The sequence below is a fragment of the Lonsdalea quercina subsp. quercina genome (assembly GCF_000688655.1).
GTDB classification, from domain to species: domain Bacteria; phylum Pseudomonadota; class Gammaproteobacteria; order Enterobacterales; family Enterobacteriaceae; genus Lonsdalea; species Lonsdalea quercina.
Genome location: NZ_JIBO01000017.1, coordinates 32,789 through 49,387, shown reverse-complemented (window position 1 = coordinate 49,387; position 16,599 = coordinate 32,789). Strand labels below are relative to the sequence as shown.

18 protein-coding genes and 1 tRNA gene are annotated in these 16,599 nt (G+C 53.0%); 7 read left to right on the top strand and 12 right to left on the bottom strand.

Annotated features, from left to right (window positions below; genetic code table 11):
- Positions 1-274: 274 nt before the first annotated feature.
- Positions 275-1,327 carry a porin OmpA gene (gene ompA / locus RZ35_RS15435; RefSeq protein ID WP_026744138.1) on the bottom strand — a complete coding sequence of 351 codons (1,053 nt, stop codon included), beginning with the start codon at positions 1,325-1,327 and terminating at the stop codon, positions 275-277.
- Between the two features lie 358 nt (positions 1,328-1,685).
- Positions 1,686-2,183 (bottom strand): SOS-induced cell division inhibitor SulA, encoded by a 498-nt coding sequence (sulA, locus tag RZ35_RS15430; protein WP_026744137.1) that lies wholly within the window; start codon positions 2,181-2,183, stop codon positions 1,686-1,688.
- Positions 2,184-2,399: 216 nt separating this feature from the next.
- On the opposite strand from sulA, the gene RZ35_RS15425 reads away from it, so the two are divergent.
- Entirely contained in the window at positions 2,400-3,026 is a 627-nt protein-coding gene (locus tag RZ35_RS15425) for a TfoX/Sxy family DNA transformation protein (protein WP_026744136.1), read from the top strand.
- A gap of 120 nt (positions 3,027-3,146) precedes the next feature.
- Here the strand turns inward: RZ35_RS15425 and yccS are convergent, their stop codons facing one another.
- Both yccS and RZ35_RS15415 read right to left on the bottom strand, forming a co-directional pair.
- On the bottom strand, positions 3,147-5,303 hold the full coding sequence (yccS, locus tag RZ35_RS15420) for a YccS family putative transporter (RefSeq protein WP_099049278.1): 2,157 nt from the start codon (positions 5,301-5,303) through the stop codon (positions 3,147-3,149).
- A gap of 15 nt (positions 5,304-5,318) precedes the next feature.
- The gene (locus tag RZ35_RS15415; protein ID WP_026744134.1) at positions 5,319-5,765 is read right to left on the bottom strand and encodes a YccF domain-containing protein; all 447 of its coding nucleotides are present in this window, start codon (positions 5,763-5,765) and stop codon (positions 5,319-5,321) included.
- Between the two features lie 166 nt (positions 5,766-5,931).
- Between RZ35_RS15415 and helD the strand changes: the two genes are divergently transcribed.
- Entirely contained in the window at positions 5,932-7,989 is a 2,058-nt protein-coding gene (gene helD / locus RZ35_RS15410) for a DNA helicase IV (protein ID WP_026744133.1), read from the top strand.
- Between the two features lie 109 nt (positions 7,990-8,098).
- Here helD and RZ35_RS15405 read toward each other — a convergent pair whose 3' ends face one another.
- Together RZ35_RS15405 and RZ35_RS15400 are read right to left on the bottom strand one after the other, a co-directional pair.
- The gene (locus tag RZ35_RS15405) at positions 8,099-8,563 is read right to left on the bottom strand and encodes a methylglyoxal synthase (protein WP_036153630.1); all 465 of its coding nucleotides are present in this window, start codon (positions 8,561-8,563) and stop codon (positions 8,099-8,101) included.
- Between the two features lie 124 nt (positions 8,564-8,687).
- A complete protein-coding gene (locus tag RZ35_RS15400) occupies positions 8,688-9,359 on the bottom strand; it encodes a DUF2057 family protein (RefSeq protein WP_026744131.1) in 672 nt (223 codons plus the stop codon).
- Positions 9,360-9,581: 222 nt separating this feature from the next.
- Here RZ35_RS15400 and RZ35_RS15395 point away from each other — a divergent pair, with 222 nt between their 5' ends.
- Positions 9,582-9,998 carry a CoA-binding protein gene (locus tag RZ35_RS15395; RefSeq protein ID WP_036153626.1) on the top strand — a complete coding sequence of 139 codons (417 nt, stop codon included), beginning with the start codon at positions 9,582-9,584 and terminating at the stop codon, positions 9,996-9,998.
- A gap of 53 nt (positions 9,999-10,051) precedes the next feature.
- Here RZ35_RS15395 and hspQ read toward each other — a convergent pair whose 3' ends face one another.
- The gene (gene hspQ, locus RZ35_RS15390; protein WP_026744129.1) at positions 10,052-10,357 is read right to left on the bottom strand and encodes a heat shock protein HspQ; all 306 of its coding nucleotides are present in this window, start codon (positions 10,355-10,357) and stop codon (positions 10,052-10,054) included.
- 159 nt (positions 10,358-10,516) lie between these two features.
- On the opposite strand from hspQ, the gene yccX reads away from it, so the two are divergent.
- Entirely contained in the window at positions 10,517-10,795 is a 279-nt protein-coding gene (gene yccX / locus RZ35_RS15385; protein WP_026744128.1) for an acylphosphatase, read from the top strand.
- A gap of 2 nt (positions 10,796-10,797) precedes the next feature.
- Here yccX and tusE read toward each other — a convergent pair whose 3' ends face one another.
- Together tusE and yccA are read right to left on the bottom strand one after the other, a co-directional pair.
- The gene (gene tusE, locus RZ35_RS15380) at positions 10,798-11,127 is read right to left on the bottom strand and encodes a sulfurtransferase TusE (RefSeq protein WP_026744127.1); all 330 of its coding nucleotides are present in this window, start codon (positions 11,125-11,127) and stop codon (positions 10,798-10,800) included.
- 119 nt (positions 11,128-11,246) lie between these two features.
- Complete coding sequence (gene yccA, locus RZ35_RS15375) at positions 11,247-11,906, bottom strand: FtsH protease modulator YccA (RefSeq protein ID WP_026744126.1); 660 nt, start codon at positions 11,904-11,906, stop codon at positions 11,247-11,249.
- Between the two features lie 234 nt (positions 11,907-12,140).
- Between yccA and RZ35_RS15370 the strand changes: the two genes are divergently transcribed.
- A tRNA-Ser gene (locus RZ35_RS15370) sits at positions 12,141-12,228 on the top strand.
- Positions 12,229-12,614: 386 nt separating this feature from the next.
- Here RZ35_RS15370 and RZ35_RS15365 read toward each other — a convergent pair.
- Positions 12,615-13,316 carry a S24 family peptidase gene (locus RZ35_RS15365; RefSeq protein ID WP_099049277.1) on the bottom strand — a complete coding sequence of 234 codons (702 nt, stop codon included), beginning with the start codon at positions 13,314-13,316 and terminating at the stop codon, positions 12,615-12,617.
- A gap of 353 nt (positions 13,317-13,669) precedes the next feature.
- Between RZ35_RS15365 and RZ35_RS16980 the strand changes: the two genes are divergently transcribed.
- Positions 13,670-15,064 (top strand): glycoside hydrolase family 32 protein, encoded by a 1,395-nt coding sequence (locus tag RZ35_RS16980; protein ID WP_051625600.1) that lies wholly within the window; start codon positions 13,670-13,672, stop codon positions 15,062-15,064.
- Between the two features lie 144 nt (positions 15,065-15,208).
- Here RZ35_RS16980 and RZ35_RS15355 read toward each other — a convergent pair whose 3' ends face one another.
- Positions 15,209-15,571 carry a DUF4186 domain-containing protein gene (locus tag RZ35_RS15355; protein WP_026744124.1) on the bottom strand — a complete coding sequence of 121 codons (363 nt, stop codon included), beginning with the start codon at positions 15,569-15,571 and terminating at the stop codon, positions 15,209-15,211.
- Positions 15,572-15,790: 219 nt separating this feature from the next.
- On the opposite strand from RZ35_RS15355, the gene RZ35_RS15350 reads away from it, so the two are divergent.
- Positions 15,791-16,219: a universal stress protein gene (locus tag RZ35_RS15350; protein WP_026744123.1), complete on the top strand. Its 429-nt coding sequence runs from the start codon at positions 15,791-15,793 to the stop codon at positions 16,217-16,219.
- Positions 16,220-16,257: 38 nt separating this feature from the next.
- Here the strand turns inward: RZ35_RS15350 and RZ35_RS15345 are convergent, their stop codons facing one another.
- Positions 16,258-16,524, bottom strand: a complete 267-nt coding sequence (locus tag RZ35_RS15345; protein ID WP_026740034.1) for a DksA/TraR family C4-type zinc finger protein — start codon at positions 16,522-16,524, stop codon at positions 16,258-16,260.
- Between the last annotated feature and the right edge of the window lie 75 nt (positions 16,525-16,599).

Sequence of the window (16,599 nt, the reverse complement as noted above, 5' to 3'; positions counted from 1 at the left end):
AATCAAAGCGGCAATGAAAATAAATGGCGTATTTTATTTTAACGTCACTCGATTAATAAAAAGCACACGATTTTTTTGGCAGGTAAAAATAGCTTAGCGTGGGAAGGTGAAATAAAAAAAGCAGCAAGCGAGGCAGTTTACCGAGTCGGTGATTAAGCATGAATCGACATGTAAAAATAAAAAGTGGCCCCCGAAAATCAGGAGCCACTCATCATTCTTGGGATATGACGCAGTGAGTCACTACGTCATTATCTTCCATGAAAGGCGATTGCGATTAAGCCTGCGGCTGAGTCACAACGTCTTTGATACCTTTCACTTCGATTTCTACACGGCGATCCGGGGCCAGGCAGTCGATCAGGGCTTTACGGCCTTTCACGCTGTCACAGGTAGAACCGGTAACCGGGTTGGATTCGCCAAGACCACGGGCAGAAATTTTGTCAGCCGGGATGCCTTTGGCAACCAGGTAGTCAACGACGCTCTGCGCACGGCGAGTGGACAGGCCTTCGTTATACTGTTCTGAACCCAGACGGTCAGTGAAGCCCAGGACAACTACGGAACCGTCTTTAGGATCCATGGTGCTCAGCTGAGTGTACAGCTGGTCCAGAGAGCTCTGGCCTTCAGGACGCAGTTCTGCTTTGTTGAAAGTGAACAGTACGTCAGATTTCAGCGTGAAACGTTTGGTCTGAACTACCGGAGCCGGGGCCGGAGTCGGTGCTACGACCGGAGCCGGAGTTTCCTGACCGAAACGGTAAGAAACGCCAACGCTCAACATACCGTTATCAGGACGACCACCAACGGTGCCTGCGTCACCAATGTTGCTCACCCACTGGTAGTCCAGACGAGTAGCCCAGTTTTTGGTTACTGCGTATTCCAGACCGACTGCACCCATAGGAGAAATGCCGGTGTCGTTGCCGCCGCGGCCAGTCACGTCATCGTGGCTGTCAGCACGCCAGAAGAAACCACCCAGACGAGTATAAACGTCCAGATCGTCAACGATTGGGTAGCTCAGTTTGGCAGCCAGCTGAACGCCCTGTGCTTTGAAGTTACCACGGTTTTCACCGGTGTACTTCATACGGCCCAGCCAGTCATAACCCAGTTCGAAGCCCAGGTATTGGTTAGCCTGGTAACCACCGAAGGCGCCTGCGCCCAGCTGGTTTTCGTGAGGGGAGTTAGTGGTTTGGTAACCGTTGCCGTACAGACCAGTATCATGGAACTGAGACCAGCCCAGTTTGGCGCCTGCGTACCAGGTATTGTCGTTAGGTGCTGCTTGAGCTACGGAAGCCAAGCCAGCCAGTGCCACTGCAACTGCGATAGCTGTTTTTTTCATTTTACGCCTCATTATCATCCAAACAGGTAATTAGCTCTTCGAGATAATAAACCTTTGGTTAAAATCTTTTTGAAGGAGACATTGCTCTTAATTATTCTCACCAGTCAGCTGATGTTATATGAAGAGCAACTCCTGCGAGTAAAGTCTACAACGTGATGCAAAAGTTACAAGTATGATGTTAGAAGCCTCAGACAAAAACCTAGCGTTTCACACATACTTACTAACAAATAATAGATTAATTTGTCAGTTTGAACAGTTTATTTATGGGCGGTGATGAGAGGCGGGGAGTAAAGAACTCAATGCCTGCGGGGGATCTTTAACTTAGCGCTCTTCCCCCGTAGGAATACTCTTAATTTACTTAATGATACAATCTGGAGTGAATTTTTAACGTAGAAAATGGTCTGTTGATGGCTTTTCGCTCTGGTCGCATGATAAATCCGTATGTATTTCCGCTTTCCGCCGCCTCGCGCAGGCGCATTTTTTCTTCGTTTTCCAGCTCCGTCGGCAACCAACACAACACCGCACTGTAGTTTCCCGTTCTCAAGGCTTTTTCCATTGCCTCTAACGTCACCGCCGGATTGATATGATGAAGTTCAATCATTTTATCGAGCGGCAAGCCGGCTTGCTGTAGCCAGGCACGGCTGAGTTTCTGCNGCGGCGCCAGCCATAACAACCAGCGAGACTGCAACCCTAATTGCTGCAATAACGGCAGCAGCAGGGGCGCCAGAATCGGCTGATCGTCGCTGTAGACAATTTCACTGATGATGCCGCCGCCGTTAGGTGCGACCGCAGGCGCATCCTGCGTGCGTAAAGAAGACTGAGAGAAGCGGCGAGCATTGACGAGTTGTGTGCGCATAAGTGAATTCCACCGGCAGAGTTACTGTATGCGCATACAGTAATGCGTGTATAAATAAAGATCAATCGGAATTTGAAAGCGCCTCGCATAATTTACAGGGAATGTCTAGCAACGCGATTTTGTATTTGAGGCAACCGTTTTCGTATGCTTAATTACTTGTTCCCGTTACGTATATTGCGATTTGGCAATCAGGGTGAACATGATAAGGACAATGTTATGAAGCAGCTATGTGAAAAAAGGATTCGGCAGTCTAAGTACGTTTTTTCCCCTTTGGGAACCATTAGTTCCCGGTCTCAATTTGGCGGCTACAGCATCGCAGCAGATAAGATTATCTTCGCGCTGGTATCCAATGGTGAGCTTTATCTACGGGCGTCGCGACAAAATGAAGTGCATTTCCGCGCCCGGGAGATGGCGAGTATGGTTTACACCAACCGCGGGGTACCTGTCCCTCTGAACTATTACGAGGTGGACAACACCTTGTGGAACAACGAGCCGGAACTCCTGCAACTGGCGTCGATATCGCTGGAGGGGGCCAGGAACGATAAGGCCATAAGGACGCGAAGTGTCAGGCTGAAAGACCTTCCCAATCTTAACCACTACACAGAGCGGCAACTGTGGAAAGCGGGGATCCGCAACATCGAACAGTTGCATGAACTGGGGGAGATACAGAGCTTTCTTCGCTTAAGCGCTGTCAGACATGACCTCAATCTCAGCGTGTTGCTGGCGCTGGCGGGCGCCATTCGTGGCGTTCATCAGGCGGCGCTGCCGGAGCATGTTCGTCAGGAGTTGACGCAGTGGTTTAACTACCACCTCGCGAGCCAGGGGAAACGCCCTAAACACTGATTAGGTTGATTATTCAGCCTGGGGACCCGTGCGCGCAGGGATACTCGGCGCGCACGAGTTTTGGCGCGCACGAGTTTTCGCTGAATAGCGATGAAGATGGAACCGCGAGAGTCGACGCGATTAAGCCTGCGCAGGTCCGGCCGGCGCTTCCGCCATCTGGACCTTTAAGGCTTCTAACTCCGGCAATAGCTCGCTCATCAGGCCAATCTGCTGCAAGACCAGCTGATCTTTGCTTTCAGATTCTGGATTGGCGGCGCGAATGCGCGCTTCCAGCGACTCCAGCCGTTGACTTAGTGGTTCCCGATCGTTGCCTTCGTGATGCAAGGCGTCGTCCACGTAGCAAACGGCGTCATCCAGCAGCTGCAACGTTTCAGGCGACGTGAGTTTTTCCCGGTGGGCGCCCAGCGTGGAGATATAGCTCAGCAACGTGTGGTTCAGACACATCAGCCGGAAAGCATGCTCGCGTATCTCTTTAGTGGCATGCGGCTCGGCGGACATATTAGAGACCACTGACGCCAGTTCGGCATCGCTATTATGTGCATCGCGGCGGGCGATACGGTACGCCAGGCTGTTATTTTTCCCCTCATGATACTGCTTCATGATCGCGTCCAGATAACGGCAGTTGGCAAACAGCGTTTTGTTGACGACCGCCGGCAAAGAGCGAAAACGCCAGTCGGGCCAGATAAAGCTGACAGCCGCCCAGGCGATGCCGCAGCCGATCAGCGTATCAAGCACCCTTGGCACGGTCACTTCGTACCCTTCGCCCAGCAGGTTGAAGCACAGCAGCACCAGCAGGGTAATGAATAAGGTCGCATGGGCGTACTGCACGGTACGGAAGGCGAAAAACAGCACGCCGCTGATGACGATCAGCGTCATCTGTCCTTCTACCGACGGGACGAAATAGAGAATGGGCAGCCCGAATAGCACCCCGGCCAGCGTGCCGATGACGCGCAGCTTAAGGCGATGGCGTGTGGCGTTATAGTTCGGTTGGCAGACAAACAGGCTGGTGAGCAAAATCCAATAGCCGTGCTGCAGATGAGTGACCTGAATAAGCGCATAACCGCCGCACAGCAGCACGGACATACGCACTGCATGGCGGAATAGCGCCGACTTGGGCGTCAGATGCCGGCTGATACGCAAGCAGATATCGCTCCAGCCGGTGATTTTATCATCCGCCAGCAACCGGTTTTCCTTTTGACCTTCCTGCTCCACGGACTGCTCGGATTCAATGGTGGCTAGTTGGGCGTCGATGGCGCGCAAATTGTTGATCAAATGGCGCATGGCTTTTAGCTGCACGGCGGCCGTGCCTTGCGTCGCCAGCTTTTCAAGGGTCAACTCCAGATGCGAGAAGGCTTTTTCGATACGCGGATCGTGCTGATACTTCTGGTGCAGCATGATGGACTGGGCTAACTGTTCACAGGCGCGAGACTGCATCGATAGCAGTCGCTGGAAACGAAACAGCGCATCGCTGTAGCGCAGCGTTTCACGTAGCTGTGCATACTGCACATGGGAGGAGCTGGCGCGCTCGTGAATATCCTGCGCGACGAAGTAGTAGTGCAGCGTTCTGCGCGTGCTGCGCTGACCGCGGTCTCCCCGCAGACGGGTCAGCAGCGAAGACTTGGCCTGGTTCAGCGTCTCGACCAGTTNGCTGTTGGCCATCGCTACATCGATCAGTGGTTGATTGTCGTCTTCGATGTCGGGATCAAACAGATTGGATTTGGCGTCGAGGTAGTGCGCAAGCTGATGATAGCAGCGGGCCAGGCTATCCTGTAGAGGACGGATGGGGAAGAGGATGTGCCCAAGCAGCGTGAGCAGGTTGTACCAAAGCGCGCCAACCAGCAGCAAAGCGGGCTGCTGATACCAATTGTCGTAAAGCGAAATCCCGAGCATGGTGTAAATTGCGATCAGCAACGCACCGAATGCAATGGTGGCATAGCGCTGCCCAAGCGCGCCCAGCAGAATAAATCCGCAGGNGGAAAGCGCGAGTCCAAGGCCAAATAGCCACGGGTAGGGAAACAGCAGCTCGATGGAGACGGAGGCGAAAAAAAAGCAGGCCAGCGTGATGAGCAGATTCATCAGGCGTCCAGTCAGACGATCATCCAGATCGGCCAGCGCCGCTGCGACCACGCCGAGCGTGAGCGGGATCGTGGCGGTTGGAATATCCAGCCACCAAGGAACGGCGGCGGCACCGGCCAGCGCCAGAAAAATACGGATGTTATAGAGCCAGTTACTGTTATAGAGGTACCGGCGTATGGAAGCTGTAAGGGTTACAATCACGATACTTCTGCCTGATTACTGGAAACGGCGTCGGGCGTTCGCTTCCCGCGCGGCTCTGGCTTCTTCCACGGAGACCACGCGGCGACCGACAGGCCAGAGTGCGATGGCGGCAATTTTGAAGTTGGCGATACCGACGGGAATGCCGATGACGGTCAGGCACTGTGCAATCCCGCAGGCGATGTGTGAAAGACAAAGCCACCAACCGAAAAAGATCACCCAAAAGACATTCAACAGCGTGCCGCCCGCATTAAGTAAAGGGTTTTTTTCTGAAGGACGCAACTCGTCGACGTGTACGGCTTCATTGCCGTAGGGCAGCAGCGACAGTTTGGTGATTTCCCAGCAGGAGCGAGTCAGGGGAAGCGTAAAAATTAAGATGATGCTAATGCAGGTTGCAGCGAGCCAGGCTAGCGTGGTGAAAAACCCGCCCAGGACAAAATTCAGAATGTTGAGCACGGTGCGCATAGTTACTCCAGGACCAGTATTTTTGAATCAAACGCTATGATGGAGAAAGAATTATCACATTATTGGCAACGATATCCTAACGCGTTTTTATGGCTAGAGCGTGCGGTGAAATAGCGGTTAAACTAGCGGCTAAACAGCAAGAACTCACAAGGTCGGCGCGGAGATAATGGAACTTAAATCAACCTCGATGGGCAAGCATTTGGCGCAGCACCCCTATAACCGGGTGAGATTGCTCAATGCCGGAGTCAAAGTCAGCGGCGATAAACATGAATACCTTATCCCGTTCAATCAATTGATGGCGATCCGCTGCAAAAAAGGGCTGATTTGGGGCGAGCTGGAATTCGAACTGCCCGCGCAAAAAGTGGTGCGCCTCCACGGCACCGAATGGCAGGAAACGCAGCAGTTTTTTCACTATGTCATGAAAGCCTGGCAGGGATGGAGCGAAGAAATGAGCCAGGTCAGCGCCGAGGTGCTGACACGCCAAATTGAAGCGATTCACCGGCTGGAAACACGCGACCGCTGGTTTGGGCGTAAAGAGCTGACGCAGTTGCAGCAGGATATTCGCGATGCATTTTCCGCGCTGCCGTTGCCGCTGGAGAGGCTCCGTGAATTCGACAACTGCCGGGATCACTATTTACGCTGCCAACAGTGGCTGGAAGCGGGAGAACCGCAGCGAGAAAAGGCTAACCAGCACTGGACGGCGCAGACGCTGGAGGCGCAGCAGCATTTTTTCGCCAACGTGGAAAGCTCGCCGCTGAATCCTTCCCAATGCCAGGCCGTCATTAATGGCGAAGACGCCGTGCTGGTTCTCGCTGGCGCAGGCAGCGGCAAAACGTCGGTGCTGGTGGCGCGGGCCGCATGGTTGCTCTATCGCGGCGAGGCGACGCCGGACCAGATTCTGCTGCTGGCCTTCGGCCGGCAGGCGGCGGAGGAGATGAATGAGCGCATTCAGACGCGCCTCAACACCGGCGATATCAAAGCCAAAACCTTCCATGCGCTGGCGTTGCACATTATTCAAAGCTGCAGCCGCAGCGTTCCCACTATCAGTAAACTGGAGACCGACTCCGAGCATCGCCGCCGCTTCCTGATCAAAGAGTGGCAGCAGCAGTGCAACGATAAGAAAGCACAGGCTAAAGGATGGCGGCAGTGGTTGACCGATGAACTGGCGTGGGATGTGCCCGAAGGCGACTTCTGGCGAGATAAATCGCTGTCCTCCCGCCTGTCGGGTCGTCTAGAGCGCTGGCTAGGGTTGATGCGTTCTCACGGCGGTACGCAGAGCGAAATGGTGGAACTGGCGGATGAGGATCGGCGCGCGGTATTCCAACAGCGCATCAGGCTGATGGCTCCGCTGTTGAAAGCCTGGAAGAAGGCGTTGAAAGAGGAAGGGGCGGNCGACTTCCCTGGGTTGATCCATCAGGCCGTCAATTTACTGGATAAAGGGCGTTTTATCAGTCCCTGGAAACACATTCTGGTCGATGAGTTTCAGGATATTTCACCCCAGCGAGCGATGCTGTTGTCTGCGCTGCGACGGCAAAATCGTGAAACCAGTCTCTTCGCGGTAGGGGATGACTGGCAGGCTATCTATCGTTTCAGCGGCGCTGAACTGGCGCTGACGACCGCGTTTGAGCGCCATTTCGGCGTTGGGGCGCAGTGCGTGCTGGATACGACTTACCGTTTCAACCGGCGTATTGGCGAGGTCGCCAGTCAATTCGTTCAGCAGAACCCCAGCCAATTAAAAAAAACGCTCAACAGTCTGCGCGACGGGAACAAGAAGTCGGTTGTGCTGCTGCCTGACGAGCAGTTGGAAGGGCTGCTGGATAAAATGAGTGGTTATGTGAAGCCTGAAGAGCGCATTTTGGTGTTGGCGCGTTATCACCACTTACGACCCGAGGCGCTGCAAAAAGCCTCGACTCGCTGGCCTAAGCTGAATATCGATTTCATGACCATCCACGCCAGTAAAGGGCAGCAGGCCGACTTTGTGATTCTCGTCGGGTTGCAAGATGGCAAGGATGGTTTCCCCGCACCGGGACGAGAGTCGATGCTGGAAGACGTGCTGTTGCCCAAGCCCGAAGATTTTCCTGACGCCGAGGAACGTCGACTGCTTTACGTGGCGCTGACCCGGGCAAAACATCAGGTCTGGCTGCTGTTCTGCAAAGATGAACCGTCTGTCTTCGTCGAACAACTGCATCGTCTGGGCGTGCCCAGGCAGCGGAAGCCGAGTTGAAATCCTACGGGACTGAGATAAAGCAGAGGGCGTCAGTTAAGTGGTTATATCGCGTCTGATAAGGAGGGAAGGGCAGCAGCGGCCCGTATCCCTCCATCTGTCCTGATGCTTATCTCAGGCGCGCCTGCAGGTAACGCTGGTAGTCGGGAATGGCAATGTCGACGGGTTGAGTAAACAAATCGGAGTTCACCAGAAAGTCCGCCGTGGATCGATTCGTGGCGACGGGGATGTTCCAGACGGTGGCCAGACGCAGCAGCGCCTTCACATCCGGGTCGTGCGGTACGGCATTCAGCGGATCCCAGAAGAATATCATCATGTCGATCTTACTTTCCGCGATCAGAGCGCCGACCTGCTGATCGCCGCCCATCGGTCCACTCATCATGCTTTTAACCGGCAGGCCGGTGTGGAGCTCAATCAGGTTTCCGGTCGTTCCCGTCGCATAGAGATGGTGTCCGATGAACTTGGGTTTATTGGCGGTAATCCATTCCAACAGTGATTCTTTGCAGTGGTCGTGGGCGACTAGCGCAATATGCTTGCGTGCTTCGATTTTACGGGTAGTGAGCTTAAGCTCCATCATGACTTCCTTAGCACTGTGTGTCTGTCAGGTGACAAAATCAGATTTTCGATTGAATACAAAAAGGTGAGGGCTTGCACGTACCCCTGGGGGGCGTATCTCAACGTCCGGGAGTGTGTTCCGATTATTGACCGTCTGTGCCCACCGCCCACTGAAGGAAACGCTGTCGGGTTTTCTGGTCGGCTTTTTGAAACCAGTACTGCATCAGGATAAACGGATCGGTTTTATCCGCAGAGGGCGTCAGCGGCTTGGCATTGTCATCGTTTGCAGGCGGCGCCACGGGCTGCGAGGGTGGCAGGACGGTGAGCGCGGGGACGGAGGCTGGGTGCGCTGCGTTGTTGTAGGCGATCATTTTTTTCTCGATGTCGCCGCTTAAATCGGCCTCAGTCAGCGTTATCTGGTCGGTCGTCGCGCTTATGGGGCGGTTATTATCACCCTTTAGCTGAAAGTGCGCTTTTTGCTTGAACTGCTTGCGTGATTTCGGCGTGGAAAGATCCGGTAAGTGGATGGCTATCGCGCTTTGATTATGGGTGTTGAATGTGGCGATCAGCCCATTGCTGTGGAAAACCTCTTTCATACCTTTATGGACGTCGNCCGTTTTGCTCACCCGGAACAGGAGCTGGTGATCGCCGCCATTCAATTCTAAACTGCCCGCGCCTTTGAGCAGCGAGGCGGGCACCTTTCTGCCATCAACGACAATCAGCTCGATATCGGGGCCGAGTTTTAACGTCGTGGCCATTACAGGCGTTGCGCACATGACCAGTGACAGGCAGATAAAGGCAAACTTGAATTTCATCATTTCCCCAGAGTATACGGCAACCGCAATATTGTTTAGTAAGGTGCAGCGTGTGTCAAAGTCTCCACCGAGAAACCTCCGACAGTTTATGTTTCGTTAAGAGACGGCGAAGAATAGCGTTTTGTTGACCCGGCGGAAAATGATATTTCATGGGAGGCGCTGTTTGCTCGGGAGATGAGATACACTAAAACCATCATCTCGTTATCGACGAAGGGGAGCAGGATGTTAAACGACGTTGAGATTCAATCGGTGCTCGGCTCCGTCAAGACCATCGCTCTGGTCGGCGCCAGCGATAAAAGTACACGCCCCAGCTATAGCGTCATGGCTTATCTGCTGGGTCAAGGATATGACGTGATCCCGGTAAGCCCCAAGCAGGCCGGACAGACGCTGTTAGGGCAAATGGCCTATGCGTCGCTGAACGATATTCCTCGGGCGGTGGATATGGTGGATGTCTTCCGCCAGCCCGAAGCGGCGTTCGGCATTGCACAAGACGCCATCGCGATTGGCGCGAAGGTGCTGTGGCTGCAGTTAGGCGTCATTAATGAAGAGGCCGCTGTTCTGGCAAGCGACGCAGGGTTGAAGGTCATCATGGACCGCTGTCCGAAAATCGAAATCCCGCGGTTGGGACTGGAAAAATAGCCTGCCGGGCCTTATGACTTCCGGGGAAGTGATAAGGCTGGCATGCGATGAGGTTAGTGCAGCAGCTTAGGTGCTTGGCTTCTGATGCGGGCCGCTAGCTCATCGAGCGGCGAGTCCGATTCGACATGCTCATCCTGCTGTAACTGTTCTTCCGCCAGATAAGTATGGACCGGCTGCCCTGCTTCATCTTCCATAACCACGTGGTACCACGGTGTTGTGCGCTGCGTCTCGGCAACGGCAAGCTCTTCCCACGCGGGTTTTTCCAGCGAATACTCAGGGTCGATGTCGACCACTACTCCGGGAAATCCCAACAGCTTATGACGAATCTGCTGTCCGATGCCAAATTTACAGATAATCATATAACCTCCCGAGAGACGAATTTGACTTACGATAAATGGGGTACGCCAACGGCAATTTCAAGCGTGGAGAACAGGCGTTTTTCAGGGGGATGTGACACGGCTCAGACGTGTCGCACCAAGGTATAAGGCGTAGCTTTAAGACGAAATTGAGGAGCGCGGATGTCTGAGGTGGCGGTGAAAGTCTACGTTTACGGTCTGGTTCAGGGGGTCGGGTTCCGTTTCCATACGCAGACTCGGGCGCAAATATTGGGGCTGACCGGATACGTCAAAAACTGTGATGATGGTAGCGTCGAGCTGGTCGCGTGCGGCGAATCAGATACGGTGGATGAAATAGTGAAATGGGTGAGAGAAGGTGGACCAAAACATGCCCGCGTTGACCGGGTGTTGACCGAGCCGCACGGCAATACCGATTACCGTGCGTTCGATATACGCTATTAAATTCAGATGCATTTCACCGGCTTGGGCAATCCGGCGATTTTGGTGGCCTGCTTAGCGGGACCTTTGGGGAATAAGCGATAAAGATAGCGGCTATTCCCTTTTTCCTCGCCATATTTCTGCGCCATCGCTTTGACCAACATTCGTATCGCGGGCGAGGTGTTGAACTCCAGATAAAACGCCCGCACAAAGCGCAGCACTTCCCAATGGGCTTCCGTCAGAGCAATCCCCTCTTCCTCCGCCAGCAGTGGCGCCATTTCTTCCTGCCAGTCATGGCTATTTTTCAAATATCCCTGCGCGTCTGTCTCGATGACGCGGCCTTCGAACGTAAACATAACACCTCGGAATGACGTCAAAACGCGCCTAGTTTACCAAACTTTGGCTGAGGGAAGGCGGCGCAAAGGCAAAAGCCCCACCGGAGTGGGGCTTTGACGAGAGGGGAAGACGCTAAAATTTAATTACTGCGGCTCATCCCCAACAAGCTCAGCAGGCTGACGAACACGTTGTAGATGGAAACGTACAGGCTGACCGTGGCGCGGATGTAGTTGGTTTCGCCGCCGTGAATGATGTTGCTGGTTTCCCACAAAATGGCACCGGCGGAGAACAGAATAAACATGACGCTAATCGCCATCTGCAGCGCAGGAATGTGCAGGAACAGGTTGGCGATGGNGGCGACCAACAGCACGACAAAGCCTGTGATCATCATTCCGGACAGGAACGACATATCTTTACGCGTGGTCAATACGTAGGCGGAACAGCAGAAGAACACCAACGCGGTGCCGCCCAAGGCCAGCATGATGATGTCGCCCGCGCCGGACGCGATGAGCGTGCTCAGAATCGGTCCCAGGGTATATCCCATAAAGCCGGTCAGCGCGAAAACAGCCAAAATCCCCGCCGGGCTGTTCGCCAGTTTATAGGTCAGGAACATCAGGCCATAGAATCCCACCAGCATCAGCAGGAGGCCAGGGGCAGGGAGGTTGAAGACGGTGCTGAGCGTCGCGGTGACGGCGGAAAATCCCAGCGTCAGCGACAGCAGGAAGTAGGTATTGCGCAGCACTTTGTGGGTACTGAGCAGTGAATGTTCACGTGATGTTGAGGTAACAATGCGATCCATAATGGCGACTCTCTCTTTAAGGGGTCTTTATTTCACGCCTAGATTAGGTAGTCACGCTGTGTGATTAAAGGTGTTTTACCCTTCTTTACTTGTATTCACCTACGTGTGCAGAAGAAAGAGTGAGCGAAATGATGAATTTGCACCCATTTAATCGCCATCAGCCTATTTTTAAGGCAATTGAATCGGTTGCCGCTTTACAATATCAGGCGCTCTGTTTATAGTTCGCCTCGTTGCGGAGGAGTGGCCGAGTGGTTGAAGGCACCGGTCTTGAAAACCGGCGACGGGAAACCGTTCTAGAGTTCGAATCTCTACTCCTCCGCCATCCATTTCAAGGGGCTGCTTAATAGCAGCCCCTTTTCTTTTTGCGTTATGCTAAACGTGATTCCCCCCTCGCGTTGTTTTTCTTCTTTATCGTAGGAATGCGCAGTGCTATTTAGCCTGAGCTGGCTCATCATCACTGCACTCACTGCACTCACTGCACTCACTGCGCCCAGTTTTTTCGTCTATCGTATGCCCGATTATTGACGAAGCGACGTGGCGCCGGAACGCGCTGAGCTGCCGGGGTTGCGTCAGATGAATAGTTTCTCGGATGGTGAAGGTGGTGAATGCGCCTTGACGAGCATGGAATGCCCCGGCTTTCTCGTGGTGTAGTGCCCTAAGCGGTCAAGGCGCCTCTATCGTTGGGCGGTCTGAACGGCATGATATTACTTACCCGAACCGTTTAAAGTTGACGGACTGACTGAGCAGGACTTTCGCAACGACGTGAAATTCATCTTGCTCGCCATCTTCGATATGCCAGGACTGGTATTTAGCGTTGTCGGAGAGCACCAATAGCCGATGTTTCAGCATTTGCAGACGTTTGACATAAAGCATATTGCCGAAGACAAACACATAGACCCCATCTCCGTCGAAGGTGTCGACGGACACATCGACAAAAATCATATCCCCCGGCTCTATCGTGGGCGCCATGCTGTCGCCTTTGACCGTCACCATTTTAATGGTGTTGGCGGGTTTACCGCCAAACAGCAGCCGCGCCTGTTCATGGGTGTATTCAATGGCTTTTACGGTTTCAACAAATTCGGATGACGACACGCTGCCGTTCCCAGCGCTGACCTGAATGGCGAGCATATCTACGCGATAGCGTTGATTTTCAAGACGCTTAGCGGGGATCTGTGCAGCCGGAGGCGTATTGGGCGAAACCGCGGTGTCAGCGATGCTGTCCTGGGGCATAAAGAACCAATGTGCCGGATAGCCGCTGACCTGAGACAGTTTTTGCAGGTGAGCGCCGCGCGGCACCGTTTTACCCGACACCCAGCCCTGAACGGCCTGAGGCGTAATCGACAGTTTGCGAGCCAGATCAGACTGGCTCCAGCTTTTCTCTGCAAGTAAATCCGCGATGCGCGATGCCATGAGTAGGCGACTCTCTTCATTCATTTTATCTATGTTACAAGTCTATCTTTAAATTTTCATTTAAATTAATACTTGTAATCACCCAAATCTGTTGTAAGTTTAAATTGTCAATAACCAATAGGGAGCCAATATGACAACGTGTATCAATGTACTCATCAACAACGCCGCCACTTCATTACAGAGTGGCTGGCCGCACACGCCCACTGTGAGAGAAAGCGAATCTTGTGCTTTTTGCGTCTTACTGTCAGGGGGGCGCAGCGAATCAGCCAAATTAAATGCGCTGAAACCCTTAAAAAAAATCTTCGTCCGAGTCTGCAAAAGATGGTTCATAAGTAAGCGAGAGGAGGTTCACCATGGCCGAAGTTATTGAACAACGCGTTATCAGCAACGGTTTTCATTTATCCAGTGGAGAACCGGGCTTCATGAATGATATCCAGACGTTTCTGTACGACAGCGAGACCTCTCTGTGGCACGGATACTATCTCTGGAACGGGGACTATGCCTGGGGAGGAAATGGCTCAGAATGGCGACATTTCACGACGTCTGACTGGGTGAAATTCGAAGACCACGGGGTTGCCATCCCGAAATACCAAACGCCTCAGGGAGATATTGCTACCGGTTCGGTGGTCATCGATCAGGACAATCTTGTGGGTTATGGCGAGGGCGCCTGGTTAGTCTATGTCACCAGCTATAGCGATGGACTCCAAACCACGAATCTTTGGTACTCGAACGATAAGGGTTATACCTTCAAATCGTGCGAATCTAATCCCGTACAACCCAATGAGCTGCAACTGGAAAATTATCGTGACCCGTTTGCGTTCATACAGAATGGCTCGGTATACATCTATCTTGCCGAAGGCGACAAGATCGGCATCTATCGTTCCCCTACGGGTAAAGCGCCTTTTACTTATATTGACAGCATAGTGATTGACAACATGGGGTTAGTTGAATGCCCGACGTTGCTGGAAATGCGTTGTAGCGATCTGGGATACAACAAGTCCGTGCTGGTGTTTGGTGCCAATGGTGGAACGTTGGGGACGACGGGGACGTTTATGCATGTGGGAACGGTGGATTACGACACGATGGTATTCGGTAATATCGAAACATCTGCGCCGGTAGTCATCGATCACGGTCCCGATTTCTACGGCGCGCGTGCCGGATATGATGAGATGAAAAGCTTCGATCGTTTGTACTGCCTCGGTTGGGCCTCAAATTGGGGTTATTGGCAGGATGCGGATGCGCAGCCCATCGTCGACAAGTCCAGCAACATCGGCATTGCGACCCTCATGCGTAAACTCAAACTGCGCTACGTGGACAGTGAGTACTACATCGAAAATAAACCGGTATCTTCTTTCTCGGATGCGATTGTTTCAGAAATTACTGAAACCCTCGACAGCGGAGATACTGCGCTGCCCTTAGTGATTGATGGGCGGGGCTATATCGGCTTTGACTTTCAGGGCAGCACCGCCAGCGAGATCAAAATCGAGGTTGGAGGTAGTGACTGGAATTTTGTCGTAACCTATATCCCCGCGACCCGCGATTGCAGCATTGTTCGCCGGTCGGCAAAAGCTGAGGGGATCACCGAGTTTGAAAAACCTCACTCGTTCACGTTAAGCAAAGACATTTCATGGATGAACATGTTTATTGACTTTGGCGTGATCGAGCTGTTTTTCAGTACAGGCGAATCCTGCACATATGTCACTTTTTCTTCGGCAGGAGATGTTCAGGTCAATATCGTGAGTATGTAATCGTTTATACGGTCCGTTTCCCCTTCCAAGACGCGGACCGTAAGAAGATGTTCGACGCTGTCGTTCCTACAGAAATGGCAGCGCTGATAAATCTTAGTCGGACCTTTTCGCTACCTGCCAGCGATTCCCATGTCTGGTGTAACCTTAAGATACCGCGGCTAAATCTCGCTCAATCCACTGCAAAATCACTTCAACGACGTAGCGTTGCTCTTTCGGCGTCAGCGGCCGTTGTTTGGCTATGCCGTGCCATTTCAGCAAACATCCTCGGCAGCAGGTCGCCGTGGCATGCTGGGCGATAAAGACCGGGTGACCGCGCATTGGCGTCTGTTTTCCATCATTGTTCGGCGTCGCGGGCGCCAGCCGCTGCGCGATGAAGTCGGCGGCGTGTGAAGCAACCACGTTTTTGCCTTTGCTGTAGCAATAATCACGCTCTTTGATACCGAGATGAAACCGCTGGCGAAAAGTGGAGCGCGAAAGGCGGAGAAATAAATCGTGATTGGCAGACATGGTGTAATGCTCGTAAACGTCAGTATTTCGAAACACAGGAAGCATAAAGGCTTTTGGATGAGAAGCAAGTGTGCATGGCGTAACTATTTGTATGTTAAGTAAATTTAAATCATGTGACTTATTGTCTCCTCTCTCACAAAAGTAACCCACCGCCATTTATCTCAACGGAAAACAGAGCTACGCTGAAAGTGTCAAAGTACACAGTCTAAGGGGGCTGTTATGTATAAGACTATATTAGTGCCTGTCGATATCGATGAAGAAGAGCTGACCCAAAATGCCCTGTCTCAGGCCACGTTTCTGGCAAAATTATCCGGTGCGAAACTGCATCTTTTCCATGTTCTCCCGGATGTTTCCGCCTATATTTCCGCATATGCGTTCGGTCTGGAGGAGTTTGAAAACGAGGCGGTGGTTAAGGCGGATGAAAAGCTGCATGAACTATTGAGCCAGATCGACCTTCCGGCGGAGCAGCTTGACCACAGTATTACCTTCGGCACGCCGCGTGATGAAGTATTGGCGTTGGCCGAGGAGATCAAGGCCGATCTGATTGTGGTCGGTTCACGCCGTCCTAGCGTTAAAACCTACCTGCTGGGGTCCAACTCCTCGGCGATTGTACGCCATGCCAACACCTCGGTGCTGGTGGCGCGATAACATATTNAAAACGCGCCGCAGCCTGCGGCGTCCGCCACTCAACGAAGCTGGCTGTCTTTACTGCCGCGGCGGTTGTAGCCAGCATTAATGCTGCGCTGTTTGTCGATTTTCCCCTGACAGGCAACGCAGTAGCGCACGCCCGGTAGCGCTTTACGCCGGGCTTCCGGTATGGGCTCCCCACACTCCTCGCAATAGTCGGCGCTTTCGCCGCGATGTAACTGGCTGCGCGCCTGCGCGATGGCATCATCGACGGTGGCGTCGATTTGTTCCTGTACGGAACCGTCACTTGACCAACCACTTGCCATTATTGACCTCCTGCTTGCTGGATGACGCGGTCATCGTTTGCATCGTATGTGACACGAATACACAACGCCCGCCTC